General features: G+C 72.4%; 20 protein-coding genes and 9 pseudogenes. 7 read left to right on the top strand and 22 right to left on the bottom strand.

Annotated elements, in window-relative coordinates:
- Positions 1–239 precede the first annotated feature (239 nt).
- Entirely contained in the window at positions 240–932 is a 693-nt protein-coding gene (locus tag G5V59_RS32155) for a hypothetical protein (RefSeq protein WP_278259159.1), read from the bottom strand.
- Positions 933–993: 61 nt separating this feature from the next.
- On the opposite strand from G5V59_RS32155, the gene G5V59_RS32150 reads away from it, so the two are divergent.
- Positions 994–2,262, top strand: coding sequence for a hypothetical protein (locus G5V59_RS32150; protein WP_278259158.1), 1,269 nt, complete (start codon positions 994–996; stop codon positions 2,260–2,262).
- Between the two features lie 377 nt (positions 2,263–2,639).
- On the opposite strand, the gene G5V59_RS32145 is transcribed toward G5V59_RS32150, so the two are convergent.
- From G5V59_RS32145 to G5V59_RS38195, 10 genes and pseudogenes are all read right to left on the bottom strand, one after another.
- Positions 2,640–3,317 carry an ACT domain-containing protein gene (locus tag G5V59_RS32145; RefSeq protein WP_278260195.1) on the bottom strand — a complete coding sequence of 226 codons (678 nt, stop codon included), beginning with the start codon at positions 3,315–3,317 and terminating at the stop codon, positions 2,640–2,642.
- On the bottom strand, positions 3,235–3,549 hold the full coding sequence (locus tag G5V59_RS32140; protein ID WP_278259157.1) for an NAD(P)-dependent oxidoreductase: 315 nt from the start codon (positions 3,547–3,549) through the stop codon (positions 3,235–3,237). Before G5V59_RS32140 ends, G5V59_RS32145 begins: the two co-directional genes overlap by 83 nt.
- An 88-nt stretch (positions 3,550–3,637) precedes the next feature.
- Positions 3,638–3,796: pseudogene (locus G5V59_RS32135) on the bottom strand (NAD(P)-dependent oxidoreductase); the annotation flags it as partial.
- Positions 3,730–4,065, bottom strand: a complete 336-nt coding sequence (locus tag G5V59_RS32130) for a hypothetical protein (RefSeq protein WP_278260194.1) — start codon at positions 4,063–4,065, stop codon at positions 3,730–3,732. The pseudogene G5V59_RS32135 and the gene G5V59_RS32130, both read right to left, overlap by 67 nt.
- A 243-nt stretch (positions 4,066–4,308) precedes the next feature.
- Positions 4,309–5,076: a Dyp-type peroxidase gene (locus G5V59_RS32125; RefSeq protein ID WP_278259156.1), complete on the bottom strand. Its 768-nt coding sequence runs from the start codon at positions 5,074–5,076 to the stop codon at positions 4,309–4,311.
- Position 5,077: 1 nt separating this feature from the next.
- Positions 5,078–5,296: a Dyp-type peroxidase domain-containing protein gene (locus G5V59_RS32120; protein ID WP_278260193.1), complete on the bottom strand. Its 219-nt coding sequence runs from the start codon at positions 5,294–5,296 to the stop codon at positions 5,078–5,080.
- A gap of 373 nt (positions 5,297–5,669) precedes the next feature.
- Positions 5,670–6,764, bottom strand: a pseudogene (gene efeO / locus G5V59_RS32115) (iron uptake system protein EfeO); the annotation flags it as partial.
- A 199-nt stretch (positions 6,765–6,963) separates the two neighbouring features.
- Positions 6,964–7,287, bottom strand: a pseudogene (locus G5V59_RS32110) (FTR1 family protein); the annotation flags it as partial.
- 130 nt (positions 7,288–7,417) lie between these two features.
- Positions 7,418–7,615 (bottom strand): annotated as a pseudogene (locus G5V59_RS32105) (hypothetical protein); the annotation flags it as partial.
- A pseudogene (locus G5V59_RS38195) lies at positions 7,590–7,643 on the bottom strand (hypothetical protein); the annotation flags it as partial. The pseudogenes G5V59_RS38195 and G5V59_RS32105, both read right to left, overlap by 26 nt.
- Before the next feature lie 171 nt (positions 7,644–7,814).
- On the opposite strand from G5V59_RS38195, the gene G5V59_RS32100 reads away from it, so the two are divergent.
- Positions 7,815–8,288 carry a MaoC/PaaZ C-terminal domain-containing protein gene (locus G5V59_RS32100; RefSeq protein WP_278259155.1) on the top strand — a complete coding sequence of 158 codons (474 nt, stop codon included), beginning with the start codon at positions 7,815–7,817 and terminating at the stop codon, positions 8,286–8,288.
- Between the two features lie 88 nt (positions 8,289–8,376).
- Here G5V59_RS32100 and G5V59_RS32095 read toward each other — a convergent pair whose 3' ends face one another.
- Together G5V59_RS32095 and G5V59_RS38190 are read right to left on the bottom strand one after the other, a co-directional pair.
- Positions 8,377–8,853 carry a DsbA family oxidoreductase gene (locus G5V59_RS32095; protein ID WP_278259154.1) on the bottom strand — a complete coding sequence of 159 codons (477 nt, stop codon included), beginning with the start codon at positions 8,851–8,853 and terminating at the stop codon, positions 8,377–8,379.
- Positions 8,854–8,947: 94 nt separating this feature from the next.
- A pseudogene (locus G5V59_RS38190) lies at positions 8,948–8,995 on the bottom strand (hypothetical protein); the annotation flags it as partial.
- Positions 8,996–9,208: 213 nt separating this feature from the next.
- Here G5V59_RS38190 and G5V59_RS32090 point away from each other — a divergent pair.
- The 3 genes from G5V59_RS32090 (at position 9,209) to G5V59_RS32075 (ending at position 11,424) form a co-directional block, all read left to right on the top strand.
- Positions 9,209–10,444, top strand: coding sequence for an ATP-binding cassette domain-containing protein (locus tag G5V59_RS32090; protein WP_341351082.1), 1,236 nt, complete (start codon positions 9,209–9,211; stop codon positions 10,442–10,444).
- A gap of 29 nt (positions 10,445–10,473) precedes the next feature.
- Positions 10,474–10,893: a hypothetical protein gene (locus G5V59_RS32080; protein WP_278259152.1), complete on the top strand. Its 420-nt coding sequence runs from the start codon at positions 10,474–10,476 to the stop codon at positions 10,891–10,893.
- 63 nt (positions 10,894–10,956) lie between these two features.
- Entirely contained in the window at positions 10,957–11,424 is a 468-nt protein-coding gene (locus G5V59_RS32075; protein WP_278259151.1) for an EamA family transporter, read from the top strand.
- On the opposite strand, the gene G5V59_RS32070 is transcribed toward G5V59_RS32075, so the two are convergent.
- From G5V59_RS32070 to G5V59_RS32060, 3 genes and pseudogenes are all read right to left on the bottom strand, one after another.
- Positions 11,405–11,659, bottom strand: a complete 255-nt coding sequence (locus G5V59_RS32070; protein ID WP_278259150.1) for a VOC family protein — start codon at positions 11,657–11,659, stop codon at positions 11,405–11,407. The genes G5V59_RS32075 and G5V59_RS32070 overlap by 20 nt on opposite strands.
- Positions 11,660–11,681: 22 nt before the next feature.
- Positions 11,682–12,080, bottom strand: a pseudogene (locus tag G5V59_RS38185) (helix-turn-helix transcriptional regulator); the annotation flags it as partial.
- A gap of 72 nt (positions 12,081–12,152) precedes the next feature.
- Positions 12,153–12,365 carry a hypothetical protein gene (locus G5V59_RS32060; RefSeq protein ID WP_278259149.1) on the bottom strand — a complete coding sequence of 71 codons (213 nt, stop codon included), beginning with the start codon at positions 12,363–12,365 and terminating at the stop codon, positions 12,153–12,155.
- Between the two features lie 283 nt (positions 12,366–12,648).
- Here G5V59_RS32060 and G5V59_RS32055 point away from each other — a divergent pair, with 283 nt between their 5' ends.
- A complete protein-coding gene (locus G5V59_RS32055) occupies positions 12,649–12,948 on the top strand; it encodes a hypothetical protein (RefSeq protein ID WP_278259148.1) in 300 nt (99 codons plus the stop codon).
- 71 nt (positions 12,949–13,019) lie between these two features.
- Here the strand turns inward: G5V59_RS32055 and ilvC are convergent.
- The 5 genes and pseudogenes from ilvC to G5V59_RS32030 all read right to left on the bottom strand — a co-directional run bounded on the left by ilvC (position 13,020) and on the right by G5V59_RS32030 (position 17,844).
- Positions 13,020–14,047, bottom strand: a pseudogene (gene ilvC / locus G5V59_RS32050) (ketol-acid reductoisomerase).
- Positions 14,048–14,081: 34 nt separating this feature from the next.
- Complete coding sequence (gene ilvN / locus G5V59_RS32045; protein ID WP_278259147.1) at positions 14,082–14,627, bottom strand: acetolactate synthase small subunit; 546 nt, start codon at positions 14,625–14,627, stop codon at positions 14,082–14,084.
- Positions 14,627–16,392: pseudogene (locus G5V59_RS32040) on the bottom strand (acetolactate synthase large subunit). The gene ilvN and the pseudogene G5V59_RS32040 overlap by 1 nt, the downstream one beginning before the upstream one ends.
- A 238-nt stretch (positions 16,393–16,630) precedes the next feature.
- On the bottom strand, positions 16,631–17,392 hold the full coding sequence (locus G5V59_RS32035; RefSeq protein WP_278259146.1) for a CHAD domain-containing protein: 762 nt from the start codon (positions 17,390–17,392) through the stop codon (positions 16,631–16,633).
- A gap of 32 nt (positions 17,393–17,424) precedes the next feature.
- Positions 17,425–17,844, bottom strand: coding sequence for a VOC family protein (locus tag G5V59_RS32030; protein WP_278259145.1), 420 nt, complete (start codon positions 17,842–17,844; stop codon positions 17,425–17,427).
- A gap of 123 nt (positions 17,845–17,967) precedes the next feature.
- Between G5V59_RS32030 and G5V59_RS32025 the strand changes: the two genes are divergently transcribed.
- Positions 17,968–19,401 (top strand): RNA polymerase sigma factor, encoded by a 1,434-nt coding sequence (locus tag G5V59_RS32025; protein WP_278259144.1) that lies wholly within the window; start codon positions 17,968–17,970, stop codon positions 19,399–19,401.
- On the opposite strand, the gene G5V59_RS32020 is transcribed toward G5V59_RS32025, so the two are convergent.
- Positions 19,359–20,636 (bottom strand): GNAT family N-acetyltransferase, encoded by a 1,278-nt coding sequence (locus G5V59_RS32020; protein ID WP_278259143.1) that lies wholly within the window; start codon positions 20,634–20,636, stop codon positions 19,359–19,361. The genes G5V59_RS32025 and G5V59_RS32020 overlap by 43 nt on opposite strands.
- Positions 20,637–20,638 lie beyond the last annotated feature (2 nt).

The following is a 20,638-nucleotide window of genomic DNA, read 5'->3' as shown; positions in this document are numbered from 1 at the left end:
CCTTGGTGGAGGTCAGCGAGGTGAGGAAGTTGTCGACCTTGGCGTCGAGACTCGGGCACCACCGCGGCGTCCACCTGGGGCGCCATCTTGGGCGCCTGGGTCTCCACGACCGGGGCCGGGGCCTCGGGCGCGGTGAGGGTCAGCACCGGCTCGGGCGGGGCGAGCGGGCTGGGCTCGGGGGCAGCGGCCTGGGAACCGTCGGTGGTCATGCCCCGGAGCCTATCCAGGGACACCACCGGTTATGCAGGCTCAGCAGGGCAATTCAGGGACCGATCAGGGGCAACCCCGGGAGCCGGCGCGAGGTCTACCAGGAACCACGGCATCATCCACTGCGCGATCGGCCCGATGGTGAGCGCGTAGGCGACCGTGCCGAGGCCGAGGGTGCCGCCGAGCGCCAGCCCGATCAGCACGACGGTGATCTCGATGCCGGTGCGGACCAGCCGGATCGACAGCCCGGTACGACGCGCGAGGCCGGTCATCAGGCCGTCGCGCGGTCCGCGGCCGGGCTGGGCGCCGATGTAGAGCGCGGTCGCGAAGCCACACAGCACGATGCCGCCGACCATCAGCGGGATCCGCGCCAGCATCGATGCGGGGGCGTCGAACATCGCGAGCGTGGCGTCGGCCGCGATCCCGACGACCAGCGCGTTGGAGACCGTGCCGAGACCGGGCTTCTCGCGCAGCGGGATCCACAGCAGGAGCACCACGAAGGAGAACACGATGACCGCCTGGCCGAGCGAGATCGGCACGTGCTCGGTCACGCCGGAGTGCAGCACGTCCCACGGGGCCAGGCCGATGGCGCCGAGCACCATCAGGGCCAGGCTCACGCCGTAGAGCCAGAGGCCGGCGTACAGGCCTGGACGAGGCGGCGGGGCAACCGGCCGGCACGGAGCCTGGGCGATCGGCCCGAGGTCGGCGAGGGGGGTCGTGGACATGACTCCATGGTGAAGCCGATTGGACTGTTCCTCAATAGCCAATTGTGCAAGAGTGGCCTGCATGGCGCAGTCCACTCTGTCCGCCGGCCGGCTGGCCGTCCTCGTCGAGGGCTTCGACCGCTCCCCGGCCTACGCCGGCCTGGCCGATGCGCTGCGCGAGCCTGATCGGCGACGGCCGGATCGGCTACGGCACCCGGCTGCCCAGCGAGCGCGACCTGACCGACGCCCTCGGCGTCTCGCGCACCACCGTCACCCGGGCCTACGCCCTGCTGCGCGAGACGTCCTACGCCGAGGCGCGTCAGGGCGCCGGCACCTTCACCCGCCTGCCCGGCGGGCGCACCCGCGCGCTGGACCGGGCACTGTGGCCCAGCGACGTCGGCAACGGCGTCATCGACCTCGTCTGCGCGGCCGCCACCGCGCCGCCCGGGATGGCCGCGCGCTACGCCGAGGCCGCCGCCGAGATCCCCGCCCACCTCGGTGGGCACGGCTACTTCCCCGCCGGCATGCCCGCCCTGCAGGCCGCCGTCGCCGCGACCTACGACGCCCGGGGGCTGCCCACCGACCCGGAGCAGATCATCGTCACCCCCGGCGCGCTCGCCGCCAGCGCCGTCGTCGGGGCCGCCCTCGCCGGGCCGCGCGACCGGGTGCTGATGGAGTCGCCGACGTACCCCAACGCGGTGCGGGCACTACGCACCGGCGGCGGCCGGCTCGCCACCTCGACCCTCGACCCGTCCGGCTGGGACCTCGACGCGATCGGCAGCGCGCTGGCGCGGCACCGGCCGCGCCTGGTGCACCTGATGCCGGACTTCCACAACCCGACCGGGCTGGTGATGAGCGAGGCCGAGCGCGCGGCCTACGCCCGCCTGCTGGCGAAGCACGAGGCCATCGCGGTCGTCGACGAGGCGCACCACCTGCTGCACCTCGACGACGTGCGGGCCGGGCGGCCGTTCGCGTCGTACGCCGACGACGCGATCTGCGTCGGCAGCGCGAGCAAGAGCGTGTGGGGTGGGCTGCGGCTGGGCTGGATCCGCGCCCCGCGCGGGCTCGTGGACCGGCTGACCCGGGCACGGGTGGGGCTCGACCTCGGCGTGCCGGTCCTCGAGCAGACTGGTCCTCACCCGACTCCTCACCGACGGGTACGACGACCTGGTCGGCGTCCAGCGCGAGCGGCTCCGCGAGCAGCGCGACGCCCTCGTCACGGCCCTGCGCCAGCGGCTCCCCGACTGGACCTTCCGCCCGCCCGCGGGCGGGATGGTGCTGTGGTGCCACCTCCCGGCGGCCGGCGCCACCGCGCTGTCGACCGAGGCCGAGCGGCACGGCGTGCTGCTAGCGCCCGGGCCGTCGTTCGCACCGGAGGGCGGGCTGGACCGCTACGTCCGCCTCCCCTACGCCATCGCCGCCCCGCAGGCTGGTCGAGGCCGTCGACCGCATCGCCGACGCCTGGGCGGTCGTCACCTCGGGCCGCGCGTCGAAGCAGGCCCGCGGCGGCAGCGAGCCCTTCCTCGTCGCCTGACGACACGGTCGGCGTCCGCGGGACGCGGTCGGCTCGGAGCCGGAGGAAGCGACGAAGGAGCGACCGGAGGCGCAGGGAGAGGGCGTCCCGCGGGCCGACAGGCTTGCCGCCAGGCCGAGGCGGGACCTACGTGAGCCAACTGCGCGCGCGGCAGCGCGGCGCGGGGGACGAGCGACGCGGTCGCGCCATCCGGCTCAGAGGTCGACGGCGCGGATGGAGGTGGCCTCGATGGCGATCTCGATCTCGGCGAGGGTCTCGGCGGAGATGGCGGAGTCGACGGACAGCGCGACCAGCGCCTCGCCGCCCTTGTCCTCCCGGGAGACCTGCATGCCGGCGATGTTCACCCCGGCCTGGCCGAGCACCTGGCCGACGGTGCCGACCATGCCGGGCCGGTCGACGTAGGTGAAGAACGCGAGGTGGTCGGTCGGCTCGATGTCGATGTCGAAGCCGTTGACCTCGACCAGCCGCTCGCGCTGGTGGATGCCCACCAGGGTGCCGCTGACCGAGACCTGCGAGCCGTCGGCGAGGGCGCCGCGCAGGGTGATCAGGTTGCGGTGGTCGGGGCTGTCGCTCTCGGTGATCAGGCGCACGGCGAGGCCGCGCTCGGCGGCGAGGAGCGGCGCGTTGACGTACGACACCTGGTCCTCCACGACGCTGCTGAACACGCCCTTGAGCGCGGCGAGACCGAGCACCTTGACGTCGGTCTCCGCGATCTCGCCGCGGACCTCGACGTCGAGGCTCTGGGCGACCTCGCCGGCGACGGCGGTGAAGACCGGCCGAGCTTCTCCGTCAGCGGGATGCCGGGGCGCACGTCCTCGGCGATGACCCCGCCCTGGACGTTGACGGCGTCGGGGACCAGGCTCGCCGGACAGGGCCAGGCGGACCGACTTCGCGACGGCGATCCCAGCCTTCTCCTGGGCCTCGTCGGTGGAGGCGCCGAGGTGCGGGGTGGCGACGACGTTCTCCAGGCTCGAAGAGCGGGCTGTCGGTGCACGGCTCCTGGGCGAACACGTCGAGACCCGCGGCACCGATGCGGCCGGTCTTGAGGGCGTCGTACAGCGCGGCCTCGTCGACGATGCCGCCGCGGGCGGCGTTGACCAGCACCAGGTGCGGGCGGGCGGCGGCCAGGCTCCTCGGCGCCGATCAGGCCGACCGTCTCGGGGGTCTTCGGCAGGTGCACGGACATGAAGTCCGACTCGGCCATCAGGGTCTCGAGGTCGACCGGGCGCACGCCCATCTGGGCGGCGCGACCGGGCTGGACGTAGGGGTCGTAGGCGATCACGTTCATGCCGAAGGCGGCGAGACGCTGCGCGACCAGGACGCCGATCCGGCCCAGGCCGACGATGCCCACGGTCTTCTCGAACGAACTCGATGCCGGTGTACCTCGAGCGCTTCCACTCCCCGTTGCGCAGCGCCGCGTGGGCGGGCGAGACGTGGCGGGCGGCGGCGAGCATCAGCGCGATGGCCAGGCTCGGCCGCGGAGATGATGTTGGAGGTCGGCGCGTTGACGACCATCACGCCGGACTGGGTCGCGGCCCTCACGTCCACGTTGTCGAGGCCGACACCCGCCCGCGCGACCACCTTGAGCCGCTTCGCCGCGGCCAGTGCCTCGGCGTCCACCTTGGTCGCGGAGCGGACCAGGATCGCGTCCACGTCGGCGATCGCGGGCAGCAGGCTCGGCCCGGTCGGCGCCGTTGCAGGACCGGATCTCGAAGTCCGGGCCGAGTGCCTCCACCGTGGCGGGGCTGAGGCTCTTCGGCGATGAGTACGACGGGGCGAGCGGTCACAGCGTGGTCCTTCGGAGGTGGTGCGGGAGAAGGCGTGGCACGGCGCTGTGCGACCCTGCCAGCCTACCCGCTCCGCTCAGGCGAAGAGCGCCTGTCCGACGTACTCCCCGTCGGCGACACCGGGCGGCACGGCGAACAGTGCCTGGCCGGTGAAGCGGAGGTACTCCATCAGCGCGTCCTGCTTCGACATCGCCCGCTGCAGCAGGATGAAGTGGGTGCGCGGATCGCGCAGGTAGGCGATGAAGAACAGCCCCGCGTCCAGGCCGCCGACGTCGTTGCTGCCGTCGACGAAGTTGTAGCCGCGGCGCAGGATCCGGACCCCGTCGTTGAGGTCCGGGTGGACGACCCGCACGTGGGAGTCGACGGGCATGACCGGGCCGGTGCTGCCCTTCATGTCGAAGTCCGGCGCGGTCATCTCCTCACCGCCCGACAGCGGCGCGCCGCTGCCCTTGGTGCGCCCGACGAACTGCTCCTGGGCATCGAGCGACTGGCGGTCCCAGACCTCGATGGTCATGTTGATCCGGCGGGTGACGAGGTAGGAGCCGCCGGCCAGCCAGCCGGCCCTGGCGTCGTCCCCGGGCGCCACCCACACGTGCTGGTCGAGGGCCTCGCGCTCCTCGGCCTTGATGTTGGCGGTGCCGTCCTTGAAGCCGAACAGGTTGCGCGGCGTGGACTGGCTGGTGGAGGTGGTGGACGTACGACCGAAGCCGAGCTGCGACCAGCGCACCGCCGTCGTGCCGAAGCCGATGCGGACCAGGTTGCGGATGGCGTGGACGGCGACCTGCGGGTCGTCGGCGCAGGCTTGGATGCAGATGTCACCGTCGCTGCGAGCCGGGTCGAGCACGTCACCGGAGAAGCGCGGCAGCTTGCTCCAGCGCCGCCGGTCGGCGCTCGGCGATGCCGAAGCGGTCCTTTCCGTCCTTGGTGAACAGCCCCGGCCCGAAGCCGAAGGTGATGGTGAGCCGGTTGGGCGCCAGGTCCAGCGCCTCGCCGGTGTCGTCCGGCGGCGCGTTGCTCGGGCCGTCGACGGCCCCGACCGGGCCGGCCGAGCGCCCCTGGGTCATCCGCGCGGCGGCGTCGGTCCACGCCTTCAGCAGCGCGACGAGACTCGTCGCGGTCCTCGGTCGTGACGTCGAGCGCGACGAAGTGCAGCCGGTCCTGGGCGGGTGTGACGATGCCGGCCTGCCGCTCGCCGTGGAAGGGGTACGACGCCGCAGGCCCTGCCACCGCAGTGGTCTCCGGCGCGCTGATCCGGCCCGCCGCGAAGACGCCGGCCACCCCGGCGGCGGCCGCGCCACCACCGAGGAGACCGCGCCGGCTGACGCGGGAGGTCCCGGTCAGGAGGTCACCGCCGCGGTCAGCCTCGACAGCGGCTCCGAGAGCGCGTTGACGGCGTCGGAGAGCTGCTTGACCTGGTCCTTCGACAGACTCGGTGTAGAGCACCCAGCCGTCGCCGGACTTGTGGGAGTCGAGGATCTTCTGCAGCGCCGCGAACTTCCCGGTGAGCTCCTTGGCGAGCGCGGCGTCCTTGGTCTCCAGGAGCGGCCGGACGCCCTCGTAGGCCACCCGGGCGCCGTCGACGTTGCCCTGGAAGTCCCAGAGGTCGGTGTGCGACCAGGCCTCCTCCTCACCGGTGATCTTGCCGTTGGCGACCTCCTCCAGGAGACCGATCGAGCCGTTGGCGATGGAGGCGATCGGGTAGGTCAGCGCCTTGGCGCCGGTGGCCTGGATCCGGCCGTCGAGGTCCTTGGTGTTGGCGAGCAGGTCGTCGGCGTACGTCGCCCGCTCCTTGGCGCTCAGCGCGGTGTAGCCCTTCGCGTCCTGCGGCCACAGGTCCTTCTCCAGGCGGTGCCAGCCGGTCCACTTCTCGCCGGCGGCGAAGTCCACGTCGGCCTCACGGGCGTCGGTCTTCGGGTCGAGGTCGCCGAAGGACTCCGCGACCGTCTCGATGCGCTCCCAGTGCTGGCGCGCGGCCGGGTAGAGCGCCCGCGCCTCGTCGTCCTTGCCGGCCTTGTAGAGCGCGACGAACTGCTGGGTCTTGGCGAGCAGACTGCGTGGACTGGTCCTGGATGTAGGCTGCGGTAGTTGTCCTGCGCCTGGTCGATCAGGCTCCTGGTCCGACGCACTGACCTCCTGCTCGTCGTCGGAGTGGCTGACGGTGAACGCGGCACGGATGCCCTCGCCGACCATGCCCGGCTTGCAGGCGGTGAAGTACTTGCCCTCGGGCACGTTGACGGTGAGCTTCTTGGTGAGGTTCGGGCCGATGTTCTCGACCTCGCCGACGATCCGCAGGCCGTCCTCGCCGAGCAGGTAGAACTCGGTGACGTCGGTGCCGGTGTTGGTCACGTCGAAGGTGAGCGTGCCGGCCGGTGCCGTGCCCGCGGAGACCTCGCAGGAGTCCTTGCTCGAGGTGACGCTCAGGGCGCGGTCGTCGCCACTCTTGTCGCCGCCGCCGGAGGCGTTCTCGGTGCAGGCCGCCAGGGCAGGGACGACGGCGAGGGCCGCCACCGAGGCGAGCAGGGTCTTGCGCATGGGTCGGGTGCTCCTGGTTCAGGACGACGCGGGCGTCGTCGTACGGGGTCGGGAGAGTCGGGTGCGGAACAGGAAGAGCGCGCCGACCGGCAGGACGTAGAGGGTCCAGACCAGGGCCTCGAGCCTTGGTCGTGGCCGGCGAGAAGTTGAAGACGCCCTTGAGGATCGTGCCGTACCACGAGGACGGCGGGATCGCGTCGGAGACGTCGAAGGCGAGGTCGTGCAGACCCGGCAGGATGCCGGCCTCCTGCAGGTCGTGGACGCCGTAGGCGAGCACGCCGCCGGCCACGATGATGAGGAAGGCACCGGTCCAGGTGAAGAAGACGGTGAGGTTGAGCCGGATCGCACCGCGGTAGATGAGGTAGCCCAACGCCACCGCGAGGAGCAGGCCGAGCAGCGCGCCGACGAGCGGCTCCCAGGTCGGCGTGACCGAGCCGGCGCTCTCGCGGGTCCCGGCCTGGGTCGCGGCCCACAGGAAGAGCGCGGTCTCCAGGCCCTCGCGGCCGACGGCGAGCGCCGCCACGACGGCCAGCGACCAGCGCGCGCCCTCGGCGGCCTTGTCGATCTGCCCGCGCAGGCTCGGCGCCCAGGCCCCGTGCGGCCTTGGACATCCAGAAGATCATCCAGGTCACGAAGCACACCGCGAGGATCGACAGGGTGCCGCCGATCGCCTCCTGCGCCTCGAAGGTGAGCCCGCGCGGACCGAAGGTCAGCGCGGCGCCGAACGCCAGCGAGACCGCGACGGCGAGGCCGACACCGGCCCAGATCCGCGGCAGCAGGCTCGCGGCGCTCGGACTTGACGAGGTAGGCCACCAGGATGCTGACCACCAGCGCAGCCTCGAGGCCTTCACGCAGTCCGATGAGGAAGTTGGCGAGCACAATCGCCCAGGGTACGCCGCTTCGCTTAGCCTCACCTAAATCGTGTCCACTCCTGGGTCTCCCGCGCGCCGTCGCGCCCACGGTGCGGCGTTGCGCCCCCGAGCCACCGGATGTGCCCTAGGGTCGGGCGCACCGACTTCACCGACGACGAAGGAGTCCATGGCCATGCGGGTGTTCACCACGTTCGAAGAGGTCGCCGAGGCGGCCGGCACCGAGCTCGGGTCCAGCGAGTGGGTGACGATCGACCAACGCCGCGTGAACCAGTTCGCCGACGCGACCGGTGACCACCAGTGGATCCACGTCGACATGGAGCGGGCGAAGGAGGGGCCCTTCGGCGGCACCATCGCGCACGGCTACCTCACCCTGTCGCTCGTGCCGTGGCTCGGCAGCCAGGTCTTCACCCTGCGCACCCCCGGCGCCAAGGCTCAACTACGGCGTCAACAAGGTCCGCTTCCCGAACCCGCTGCGCGTCGGCAAGCGGATCCGGCTGCACGTGAAGATGGGCGAGGTCGTCGACATCCCCAGCGGCAAGCAGGCTCACCGTGCAGCACACGGTCGAGATCGAGGGCGAGGACAAGCCCGCCTGCGTCGCCGAGACGGTCGTCCTGCTTCTCCCCTGAGGCCCGGCAGCCCGAGGGTTCCTGACGTGTTCCTACGGTTCTTGGCCGTTGCAACGGCCAGGGAACCGTAGGAATCCCCCGGTAAGTGGGGATTCCTGCAGCGCCCCGAGCGCTCAGCCCGCGCGGCTGGCCCAGGCCTGCTCGAGCGCCTGCTCGAAGACCTCGGCCGGCTGCGCGCCGGAGATGCCGAAGCGGCCGTCCAGCACGAAGAACGGCACGCCGGAGGAGCCGTAGGCCCGTGCCTGCGCGACGTCGGCCATCACCGCGTCGCGGTACTCGTCGCTGCCCAGCACCTCCTCCACCCGGCTCGCGTCCAGGCCCGCCGCGGCCGCGGCGGTGCGCAGCACGGCGAGGTCGCCGAGCGACTCCCCGCGGGTGAAGTACGCCGCCAGGAGCTCCTCGACCATCGCGTGCTGCCGGCCCTCGGCGGCCGCGAGGTGGATCAGCCGGTGCGCGTTGAGGGTGCGCGCGTGCAGGGCGTCGGCGTGGGCGAAGGTGAGCCCCTCGGCGGCGGCGACCTCGTCGGCGCGACCCATCATCTCCCGGGTCGCCGCCTCGTCGGCGCCGAACTTGCGGCCGAGCACGGTCACCGTGGACTCGGTACCGGTCTCGGGCGCGAACGGGTCCAGGCTCGTAGGAGCGGTAGACCACCTCGACCTCGTCCCCGTGCTCGAACCCGGCGATCGCCTTCTCCAGGCGTCGCTTGCCGATGTAGCACCACGGGCAGACCACGTCGGCCCAGATCTCGATACGCACGAGGGGCCCAACGCGGCATACCCCCGATTGCTTCCCCCGAGGACCCCGGGGTCGGGTCAGGGTCGCATCAGGGGCGGGTCAAGGGATCCACCGGAAGCGGCGCACGGCCCGGCCGGACGAGGCTTCGGGTCATGATCACAGTCGAGTCCCTCTCCAAGAGCCTACGGCGGCTTCACGGCCGTCGACAACGTGTCGTTCACCGCCGCACCAGGCCGGGTGACCGGCTTCCTCGGGCCCAACGGTGCCGGCAAGTCCACCACCATGCGAGTCATGGTGGGCCTGACCGAGCCGGGCAGCGGCGAGGTCCGCGTGCTCGGCCGCCGCTTCCGCGACCTGCCCGACCCGGGCCGCGAGGTCGGCGTCCTGCTCGACGCCTCCGCGCAGCACGCGGGGCGCACCGGCCGCGAGATCCTCACCATCGCGGCGCTGACCATGGGCCTGCCCCGCACCCGGGTCGAGGCGATGCTGGAGCGGGTCAGCCTGACCGACGACGAGGCCAGCCGCCGGGTCCGCAACTACTCCCTCGGCATGCGCCAGCGCCTGGGCATCGCGACCGCGCTGCTCGGCGACCCCGAGGTGCTCATCCTCGACGAGCCCGCCAACGGCCTCGACCCCGCCGGCATCCGCTGGATGCGCGACCTGCTGCGCGGCTTCGCCGACGACGGCGGCACCGTGCTGCTCTCCTCGCACCTGCTGCACGAGATCGAGGTCGTCGCCGACGACATCGTCGTGATCGGCAACGGCCGGATCGTCGCCCAGGGCACCAAGGAGGAGCCTGCTGGCGGGTGCCGGCACGCTGGTCCGCGCCGCCGACGGGACGACGCTCGCCGCCGCCCTCCAGGCCGCCGGCATCACCGCGCGGCCCACCTCCGGCGGCGCCGTGCTCGCCGAGGCCGACCTGACCCGGGTGGGCCAGGCGGCCTTCGCCGCCGGCATCGCCGTCACCGAGCTCCGGGCCGCCGAGGGCGCGGGCCTGGAGGAGATGTTCCTCGCGCTCACGGCCGAGAGCCAGCGCGAGACCCCCACGAGCACCGAAGGAGCGGCGGCATGAGCACCACCACCGAGGCGATCCCCTCCACCGTCGTACCGGCCGGCGGGCGGGCTGCGCGCCCCGCGCCCGCCGCGACCCCGTTCCGCCGGGTGATGCACGTCGAGCCTGCGCAAGATGTTCGACACCCGCTCCGGCTTCTGGCTGATGGCGAGCATCGTCATCGTCTCGGCCATCGCGACCACGCTGACCGCCCTGCTGGGCGACCGCGACAGCCTCACCTTCGAGTCGTTCGCGGCGGCCATCGGCAGCCCGATGTCGATCATCCTGCCGGTGATCGGCGTGCTCGCGGTGACCAGCGAGTGGAGCCAGCGCACCGCGCTGACCACCTTCACCCTGGTCTCCAGCCGGCCCCGGGTGCTCGCCGCCAAGGCTGATCGACATCCTGCTCGTCGGCGTGGTCGCGATGTTCGTCGCACTCGGCGTCGGCGCACTCGGCACGGTGGTCACCTCGATGATCACCGGGTACGACGCGCAGTGGGACATCAGCGTCGCGGCCTTCGCCCAGATCATCCTCGCCAACAGCATCGGCATGCTGCTCGGCTTTGCGTTCGGACTGCTCTTCCGCAGGCTCCCCCGCCGCGATCGTCGCCTACTTCGTGGTCAACCTGGTGCTGCCCGGCCTGTCCGGCGCGCTCGGCGCGGCCCAGGAGTGGTGGGCCGACCACGCCGCGTGGTTCGACCTGAACGAGACCCGCTTCCAGGCTCTTCGACGGCGCCGTGCACGGCCAGGACTGGCTCCAGGCTCGCGATCACCGCGCTGCTGTGGATCGGCCTGCCGCTGCTGGTCGGCCTGCGGCTGGTGCTCCGCTCCGAGGTGAAGTAGCGCTACCGTCGTACGGCCCGGTCGCTCCCGGCGGCCGGGCCGTTCCGACGTCCCGCACCGGAGGTGTGCCCGTGGAGCCTGACCTCGACCTGGTGGTTCTGGGCCCTGCTGTCGGCGGTCTTCGCCGCGCTGACGGCGATCTTCGCCAAGGTCGGGGTGAAGGAGATCGACTCCGACGTCGCGACCTTCGTGCGCACCATCGTCATCCTGGTGACCCTCGGCCTCATCCTGCTGGCGCTCGGCAAGTTCCACTCCCCCGGCGAGGTCGGCGGGCGTACCTGGCTGTTCCTGGTGCTCTCCGGGCTGGCGACCGGGGCGTCGTGGATCTGCTACTTCCGTGCCCTCAAGGTCGGCGACGCCTCGCTCGTCGCGCCGGTCGACAAGGCTGAGCGTGGTGCTGGTCGCGATCTTCGGCGTGACCCTGCTCGGCGAGCGGCTCTCGCTGCTCCAGTGGGGCGGGGTCGCTCTGGTCGGCGCCGGGGCGGTGCTGCTGGTCCTGAGCGGGTGAGTCTCAGCCCACGTCGTGGGTGAAGACGCAGAAGGTGTGCCCGGCCGGGTCGGCGTAGACCCGCAGCGGCTCCTCGGGGTCGTCCACCCGGTCCAGCCGTACGACGGCGCCCGACTCCAGGGCGCGCCGGTGAGTCTCCTCCAGGTCCGCCCGGGTGTCGACCAGGAAGTCGAGGTGCAGCTTGCTGGGGCACCTCCGCGCCGGGCCAGGTGGTCGGCGGCAGGGTCTCCACCTGCTGGAAGGACAGCCGCTCGCCACCCGGGCCGAGGATCGCGAGCCAGTCGGTGACCCCCTCGACGTCGTAGCCCTCCGGGTAGGACCAGCCGAGCAGCAGGCGGTAGAACTCCGCCAGCCGCGGCACGTCGGTCGTGTCCAGCACGACGCTGCGCAGCCGCGGGCGGCCCATCAGCGCGCGTCGCCCAGGTCCGGCTGGAAGTCCGGCAGCAGGTCCGCGAGCGGGACGTCGAGCACCTGGCTCAGGGAGACCAGGGTCAGCAGGCTGCGGGTTCATCGGGGTGCCGGGGCGCGACTCCCCCTTCTCGTACTTCTGGTAGGTGAAGCCGGCGATGTTCGCCAGGTGCGCGACTCGCTCCTGGCTCAGCCCGCGCGCGGCGCGGGCCTTCTGCAGGTTGAGCCCGAGGGCACGTGCGTAGGCCAGCCAGGAGTGGTCGGTTGCCATGGCGCCATCATCCGCGTATGCCCATGCCCTGACGACCATACCTGCATGGGTACCCGCGCCGGCCGGCCCCAGTCAGGCCGCCGGCGGTCCCGCCTCGAACGGCGGCAGCAGGCTCGCGCACCGGCACCCCGAACCCGTGGGCGAGCCTGCAGCAGGGTGGACAGGCGAGGGTTGGCCGGCGTGCCCGGCCGGGACTCGCCCTTCTCGTACTTCTGGTAGGTGTAGGCACTGATGCCGGCCCGGTGCGCCAGGCTCCTCCTGGCTGAGGCCGCGGGCGATCCGCATCCGCTGCAGGGCGAGCCCCAGGCTCGATCGCGCAGGAAGGCCACCCGTAGTCCGCCCGAAGGCCCGGATCCTCGTTCGTCATGCGTCCATCATCTTGGTATGGGCACTTCCCCACGACCATACTGGTATGGGAATATCCGAGCACCGCAGTCGCGCCTGTGGATGACGGAGGGCGAGCGGGGGTTTGTGTCGCACCCCCCTCGTAAGGTGCGCGACACGGATCGACATCTTGGGGGATGACACACATGACCGGAGCAGACGCACCGACCTGGCTGGCGGAGGGGTGTCCGGCCTGGTGCGCGCGGGAGCACCAGGAGGACGACCACCCGGAGGACCGCTACCACCACAGCGAGCCAGCGCTGGTGCCCGCGGTCGCGGCCACGGCCGACACGCTGCCGGTCACCGCGTCCCTGGAGGCGATGACGCTGGTGGTCTGGCTCGGTCGTCACGTCGGCGAGCACCTCACCTGGGTGGCGGTGGAGCCGGCCGAGCGGCGGCAGCCACGGCTGGTGCTCACCGAGGCCTCCGCCCGGGCGCTGCACGAGCAGGCTCGGTCGTCAGGCTCGCGCTCGCCGGGCCCTGAGCCCCGGCCCGGGACGCACGAGCGCCTCCGGCCGAGGGGCCGGAGGCGCTCGTCGTACGACGGGGAGGGACTCAGCGCGCGGCGGAGCCCTCGGTGTAGTCGTCGTCGCTCTGCTTCCAGGAGAAGTGCGCCCGCAGCGCCTTGCCGGTCGCCTCGATCGGGTGCGCGGCCTCCTCCTCGCGGAGGCTTGAGGAACTCGGCGCCGCCGTTGTCCTGGTCGGCGATGAACCGCTCGGCGAAGGCACCGCTGCGGATGTCGTCGAGGATCGCCTGCATCGACGCCTTGACCTCGGGGGTCACCACGCGCGGGCCGGAGACGTAGTCGCCGTACTCCGCGGTGTCGGAGACCGACCAGCGCTGCTTGGCGATGCCGCCCTCCCACATCAGGTCGACGATCAGGCTGAGACTCGTGGAGCACCTCGAAGTAGGCGATCTCGGGCTGGTAGCCCGCCTCGGTGAGGGTCTCGAAGCCGGCCTGCACCAGGTGCGAGACACCGCCGCAGAGGACGGCCTGCTCACCGAACAGGTCGGTCTCGGTCTCCTCGGTGAAGGTCGTCTTGATGACCCCGGCGCGGGTGCCGCCGATGGCCTTGGCGTAGGACTTCGCGAGGTCCCAGGCGGCGCCGGAGGCGTCCTGCTCGACCGCGATGATGTCCGGGATGCCGCGGCCGGCGACGTACTCGCGGCGGACCGTGTGACCCGGAGCCTTCGGGGCCACCATGATCACGTCGACGCCCTCGGGCGCCTTGATGTAGCCGAAGCGGATGTTGAAGCCGTGGCCGAAGACGAGGGTGTCGCCGCTGGTCAGTGCCGGGGCGATGTCGTCGGCGTACGGCTTCCGCTGGTGCTGGTCGGGGGCGAGGATGACGATGACGTCGGCCTCCTCCGCGGCCTCGCGCGGCGTGAGGACGCGCAGGCCCTCCTCCTCGGCCTTGGGACGGCTCTTCGAGCCCTCCTTGAGGCCGACGCGCACGTCGACGCCGGAGTCGCGCAGGTTGAGCGCGTGGGCGTGGCCCTGGCTGCCGTAACCGATGACCGCGACGTTCTTGCCCTGGATGAGCGACAGGTCCGCGTCGTCGTCGTAGAAAATCTCAGCCACTGGGGCCTCTCCTTGCTGTGGGTGGGTTGGGGATTCAGGCGTGCGCGGCAGGCGGCACCGGTACGGCGACGGGCTTGCCCCGCTCCGAGATGGAGCGCGAGCCCCTGCCGATGGCGACCATGCCGGACTGCACGAGCTCGCGGACCCCGAAGGGCTCGAGCACGCGCAGGAAGTCGGTGATCTTGTCCGCGTTGCCGACCACCTGCATGGTGATGGCGTCCGCGGCGACGTCGATGACCTTGGCCCGGAAGAGTCTGGACCACGTCGAGGACCTGGCTGCGGTTCTCGGCGGTGGCGCCGACCTTGACCAGCACCAGGCTCCCGGGTGACGGAGGCGGCGTTGTCGAGACTCGACGATCTTGATCACCTCGACCAGGCCTTGTTGAGTCTGCTTGGTGACCTGCTCGAGCGGCGAGGAGTCGACGTTGACCACGATCGTCATCCGGGAGATCTCCGGGTGCTCGGTCGGGCCGACCGCGAGCGAGGTGATGTTGAAGCCGCGGCGGCTGAACAGCGCCGAGATCCGGGCCAGGACGCCGGGCTTGTCCTCGACGAGGACGGAGAGAGTGTGCTGGGCCATCACAGATCGTCCTCGTCGAACTGGGGCGCGAGGTCGCGCGCGTACTTGATCTCGTCGTTGCTGGTGCCGGCGGCGACCATCGGCCACACCATCGCGTCGCGGTGCACCCGGAAGTCGACCACGACGGGCACGTCGTTGATCTCCATCGCCTTCTCGATGGTGGCATCCACGTCCTCGGGCGACTCACAGGCCAGGCCCACGCAGCCGTAGGCGTCGGCGAGACTTGACGAAGTCCGGGATCCGCTTGGACTGCAGGTCGGTGTTGGAGTAGCGGCTGTTGTAGAACAGCGTCTGCCACTGCCGGACCATGCCGAGCGACTCGTTGTTGATGATCGCGACCTTGATCGGGATGTTGTTGATCGCGCAGGTGGCGAGGCTCCTGGTTGGTCATCTGGAAGCAACCGTCGCCGTCGACCGCCCACACGGTCTGGTCGGGCATGGCGACCTTCGCGCCCATCGCGCCCGGGACCGCGAAGCCCATGGTGCCGAGGCCGCCGGAGTTGATCCAGGTGTTCGGCTGCTCGTAGGCTGACGAACTGCGCGGCCCACATCTGGTGCTGGCCCACGCCGGCGGTGTAGATCGTGCCGGGACCGGAGATCGCACCGAGGCGCTCGATGACGTACTGCGGAGCGAGGCCACCGTCGGCGGGCTTGTCGTAGCCGAGGGCGTACTTCTTCTTCACCCCGGCGCAGAAGGTCACCCAGCCCTCGTAGTCGCCGGTCCGGCCGGCCTCGGCCTCGGTGCGCAGGGCGGTGACCAGGTCGACCAGGACCTCGCGCACGTCGCCCACGATCGGGACGTCGGCGTAGCGGTTCTTGCCGATCTCGGCGGGGTCGATGTCGGCGTGGATCACCTTGGCGCCGGGCGCGAAGGAGTCGAGGTTGCCGGTGACCCGGTCGTCGAAGCGGGCGCCCAGGCTGATGATCAGGTCGCTCTTCTGCAGCGCGGCCACCGCGGCGACCGTGCCGTGCATGCCGGGCATGCCGAGGTGCTGCGGGTGGCTGTCGGGGAAGGCTCCGCGCGCCATCAGCGTGGTGACGACGGGGATGCCGGTCAGGCTCGGCGAGGGTCGCCAGGCTCCTTGGCCGCGCCCGAGCGGATGGTGCCGCCGCCGACGTACAGCACCGGCTTGCGCGACTCCAGGATCAGCCGGGCCGCCTCACGGATCTGCTTGGCGTGCGGGCGGGTGACCGGGCGGTAGCCGGGCAGGCTGATCTCACTGGGCCACCGGAAGCCGGTCGAGGACTGCAGCGCGGACTTGGTGACGTCGACCAGCACCGGGCCGGGACGCCCGGTCGAGGCGATGTGGAAGGCCTCGGCGATCTTGGTCGGGATCTCGGCGGGGTCGGTGACCAGGAAGTTGTGCTTGGTGATCGGCATCGTGATGCCGCGGATGTCGGCCTCCTGGAAGGCGTCGGTCCCGATCAGCGAGGCTCCGACCTGGCCGGTGATCGCCACCATCGGCACCGAGTCCATGTGCGCGTCCGCCAGCGGGGTGACGAGGTTGGTCGCGCCCGGGCCCGAGGTCGCCATGCAGACGCCGACCCGGCCCGAGGCCGAGGCGTAGCCCTGCGCGGCGTGGCCCGCGCCCTGCTCGTGGCGCACCAGGATGTGGCGGATGCTGCTGTCCATCAGCGGGTCGTACGCCGGGAGGATCGCGCCCCCCGGGATGCCGAAGATGTCCGTCACGCCGGCCGCCTCGAGTGACCGGACGAGGCTCTGCGCCCCGGTGATCGACTCGGTCGAGCCCTGCTGCTCCGTCATCCGACTCATTCCTGTTCTGTGCTGTGCCGGTTCTGTGCTGTCCCGGTGGGGGTGGTCGTGCGACAAACAAAACCCCTCGGTTGCCGGGCAACGAGGGGCGGGACGCGTCGACTGACGAGGTCAGGCGGCGCGTCCGGTGCGTACGAGAAGCCTGGTCGAGCATGGCCCCACCGTACGCCGTCCGTCGTCGGCCGTCGAATAAGTGTGCCACCCCGTCCCACATCGCAAGACGGCTGTCTCACGAGTCGGCACGCTCGCGCAGCGCGGCGAGGTGCGCGTCGAGCCCCGCGATCGCGACGGCGGCCACCTGCTCGGCGTATGCCGCCAAGGGCTCCGCGCCGCACCGCCGCGCGTGCTCGGCGAGCAGCAGCGCGTCCCGGTGGTCGCCGAGCACGCCCTGCACCTGGTGGCCGAGCTTCCCGAGCGCGGCCGCCCGCGCGTGGACCGCAGCCACCGCATCCGCGGTGTGCCGCAGCCGCCGGGCGGCCTTGCGCAGGTCGTGCTCCGCGCCCCGGTCCGACCGGGCGAGCACCCGGCGGACCTGGCGTCGTACCGCCTTGCGGGCGACCCTCGCCGCCGGGCGCCGGGCCCGCTTCGTCAGCGGCGGCTCCTGCGCCCAGCGGTCCAGCAGCGCGTCGAGCGCGGCGGCCTCCGGACCCGCGTGCCACTCGACGAGGACCGCGTGCGCCGCCGCGTGGACCTGCTCCAGCGGCGCGACCACCACCGGTCCCAGGCTCGTCGGCGAGGCCGAGGTCCGCCAGCGCGGCACGGGCGTCGGCCGCCCGGACCTCCAGGTCCCGGCACTCCCCCAGCAGCCCGCCGTACGACGCCAGGGCCGCTCCGAGACTCGGCCGCCTCGGCGGAGTCGAGGCAGCGCCGGAAGGCGGCGAGCAGGTTCCGCAGGCGTCGTACCGTCGTGCGGAGCCTGGTGGACCGCGTCCGGCTCGTCGGCGAGCGCGGCCGCCCGGCCGCTCCGGATGCCGGCGGCGAGCTCGGCCACGACTGCGGCCAGCAGGTCGCCCGCCGTCGCCGTCACGGAAGAACTATGGCACTCAACCGGGGGTCCGGGTTGTGCGCGACCTCCCACCGGAAGCCGTCGGGGTCGGCGAAGTAGCCGGTGTAGCCGCCCCAGTCCCGCCGGACGCCGTCCTGCACCTCGGGCGAGCCGGCGGTGCGGGCGGTGGCGAGCACCGCGTCGACCTCCTCGGGGGTCGCGACGTTGTGGGCGAGCGTGATCGGCGCGAGCCCGGGGCCGGCCGCCAGCGCACCGACCTCGGCCTCGAACTCCGCGCGCGCCCACAGCGAGAGCACGGTCGCGGCCCGGCGCGGAACATCATCACCTCCCCGGGCACGTCGAGCTCGGGAACCCAGCCGAGGCCGTCGACGTAGAACCGCCGGGTGGCGTCGAGGTCGGCGACGGCGAGGGTGACGAAGGCTGATCCGCTGGTCCATGCGGACGAGTCAAGCACCGCTCTCCGACAACGACGAGGGGCGGCGAGGGAACCGGGGGCCTGCTGCCGGACCCTCCCTTGTGTGACCCTGTCCAGCACCGACCGACCATCGCGAGGAGACGTCTTGCCGAGCGCCGCCGACGCCGAGCAGTGGGAGCGCCTGCGCACCGGCGACTCCGCGGGGCTGCGGGCGGTCTACGAGGCCCACGTGGACGCCGTGTTCCGGTTCGCCTTCCGTCGTACGGCATCGGTGGCGAGCGCCGAGGACGTCACCCAGGCCGTCTTCGCGAGCGTGTGGCGACAGGCCCGCACCGGACGCCTGCCCGCGCTCACGCTGCCGACTCCCCGGCCGCTGCTGCTGCGGATCGCGCACAACGAGTGGCGCAACCTCGAACGCTCCGGCCGGCGCCGGCGCGCACTGCAGGACCGGCTGGAGCACACCACCGGGCGCGAGGTGGCCGACCACGCCGACGAGGTGGTGGACCGGATCGACGACGAGCGCCGCATGGCCGAGGTACGACGCGCGCTGGCGGCGCTGCCCTCGGGTCAGCGCGAGGCAGTCGAGCCTGGTGCTCTGGGAGGGACTCACCATCGCCGAGGCCGCGCACGCCCTCGACGTCGCGGAGGGAACCGTCAAGTCCCGCGTCTCGCGGGCCCGCAAGCGGCTCGGGGAGATGCTCTCCGCTGCCGGACAGGAGAACCGATGAACCTCACCGACCCCGGCCAGTCGCCCGACCCCACCCTGGACCCGGTACGACGCGCGGCGATCCTCGACCAGGTCCTCACCAGCACCTCCCCGGCCCGGCGTCGCTCGCCCTGGCTCCCGGCGCTCGCTGCGGCCGCGGCGGTGGTCGCGGTGGCCGGCGGTGGGTACGCGCTGTCCGTCCGCGACGACGACCGGCCCGCCCCCGCCGCCAAGGCCCCGGCGCCGACGCGGGCGACCGAGCCCGCCGTTCCCTTCACCCTCGGACCGCTCGCCGCGCCCGCCCGCTCCCGCCAGGCCGAGGCCTGCAACCGCCAGACCCCTGATCCGGAGGCGACCGTCACCGTGCCCTACGCCCAGCGCGTCCGGACGCCCTACGGGACTCGCGCCGCCGTCGTCGTGGAGCAGGCAGCCACCGCCTCGGCGTTCTTCTGCAGCGAGGACGGGACGTTCAGCACCCTCACTGCCCGGGACATGCGCCCGATCGAGCCGCCGACCCTGACGCGACCGGTGACGGTGGTCGACGGCGGCGGGACCAGCGCCAGCACCCGGAAGCGGACGATCACCACCCTCTTCCACGAGATCCTGCTGCGGGTGCACCCCGTGGTCGCCCGGGTCGAGATCCGGGTCGGCACCGCCGCGCGCCCCGGCACCTGGCACCGCTCGACGCCCCAGGGCGGCTACGTCTACGCGGGCGCCTGGCTCGAGGGCGACGTACCGGAGTCGACGCCGCTGTTCGTCGAGATCCGTGCCTACGACGCCGCGGGCGCCCTGCTCCGCGCGCCCGGGCTGGGCCGCGAGCGGCTCCGGCTCTACCTCAGGCACTCCGGGACGATGATGCCCGGAGCGGGCTGAGTCTGGCGCCCGTCGGCGTCGAAGCTCGCCGGGTCCAGCCAGCGCTCGTGCGCGGCGCGCACGGCCGGCCACTCCGCGTCGGTCACGGAGAACCAGTCGGTGTCGCGGTTGCGGCCCTGGGTCACCATGTGGTTGCGGAAGCGGCCCTCCTCGACGAAGCCCAGCCGCAGGGCCGCACGCCGCGAGGGCTCGTTGAGGCTGTCGCACTTCCACTCGAAGCGGCGGTAGCCCAGGTCGTCGAACGCGTGCCTCATCAGCAGTGAGATCGCCTCGGTCGCCGCGCGGGTGCGCTGCAGCGCCTTCCCGAACAGCACGCCCGCCACCTCGACCTGGCCGTGCGCCTCCTCGATCCGGGTGTACGACGCGATGCCGCTCGCCTTCCCGGCCCGCTCCCCCTCCCGCGGCACCAGCGCGAAGGTCACCAGCGCGGGGTCCTCGAGGTGCGCGGCGAGGTGCATCCACAGGCCCGGGAGGGTCTCCGGGCGCGGGATCGGCCGGTAGGTCCAGAGGTCGTCGTCGCTGGGACCGCACGTGGCGGCGTGCAGGTCGGCGTACTGGGCGGAGGTCAGCGGGCGCACCTCGACGTAGCGGCCCGGGAGGGTGATCGGCTCGGGGCGCGGACGCGGCTCCCAGCCGGGGACCGGCTTCCCGACGGGCAGGCCGGTCATCCCTCGGCCGGCTCGGGGTCGAAGTCGAAGGCGGGCAGGCCGTCGATGCTGGTGCGGTTCTTGCGGCGGCGGTACTCGGCCGAGCCGTCCGGCCCCTTGCGATCGAAGTACGGCGCGAGCAGGTCGCGCTCGCCGGCGTACTCCATCAGCGGGACGCCGTAGCCGCAGGCATCGGAGATCCGCTCGATGTCGACCACGATGACCGCCCGGGCGCCGGGCAGGCTCTGCGAAGCGGGCCGCGAGCCCGGCGTGCTCCTCGTCGTAGATGGTCACCACCCGGCCGCGGCCGTGGAAGCGCACGATGTTGGGCGCGCCCTCGAAGGCGCAGAACATCACCGCGATCCGGCCGTTCTCCCGCAGGTGCGCGATCGTCTCGCTGCCGCTGCCGCTGGTGTCGACCCAGGCGAAGGTCGTCTCGTCGAGCATCCCGAAGGTTCCGGGGATGCCGCGCGGCGACAGGTTGACGTGACCCTCGCCGGCGAGCGGCGCGGACGCCACGAAGAACATCCGCTGCCGCTCGACGAACTCCCGGAGCCGACCCTCGACCCGGGCGTGGACCTTGGCCACGG

The organism is Nocardioides convexus, assembly GCF_011090295.1.
Note: the sequence above shows the minus strand (reverse complement) of the source record. Positions and strands in the feature narration are given on the sequence as shown.

Bases quoted from the DNA above. Each gene is read 5' to 3' on its own strand.
- G5V59_RS32150 (WP_278259158.1), top strand. From the start codon at position 994: ATGGCGCAGTCCACTCTGTCCGCCGGCCGGCTGGCCGTCCTCGTCGAG.
- G5V59_RS32080 (WP_278259152.1), top strand. From the start codon at position 10,474: ATGTTCGTCGCACTCGGCGTCGGCGCACTCGGCACGGTGGTCACCTCG.
- G5V59_RS32120 (WP_278260193.1), bottom strand. From the start codon at position 5,296: ATGACCCAGGGGCGCTCGGCCGGCCCGGTCGGGGCCGTCGACGGCCCG.
- G5V59_RS32030 (WP_278259145.1), bottom strand. From the start codon at position 17,844: ATGGACCAGCGGATCAGCCTTCGTCACCCTCGCCGTCGCCGACCTCGA.
- G5V59_RS32155 (WP_278259159.1), bottom strand. From the start codon at position 932: ATGTCCACGACCCCCCTCGCCGACCTCGGGCCGATCGCCCAGGCTCCG.
- ilvN (WP_278259147.1), bottom strand. From the start codon at position 14,627: ATGGCCCAGCACACTCTCTCCGTCCTCGTCGAGGACAAGCCCGGCGTC.
- G5V59_RS32060 (WP_278259149.1), bottom strand. From the start codon at position 12,365: ATGCGGATCGCCCGCGGCCTCAGCCAGGAGGAGCCTGGCGCACCGGGC.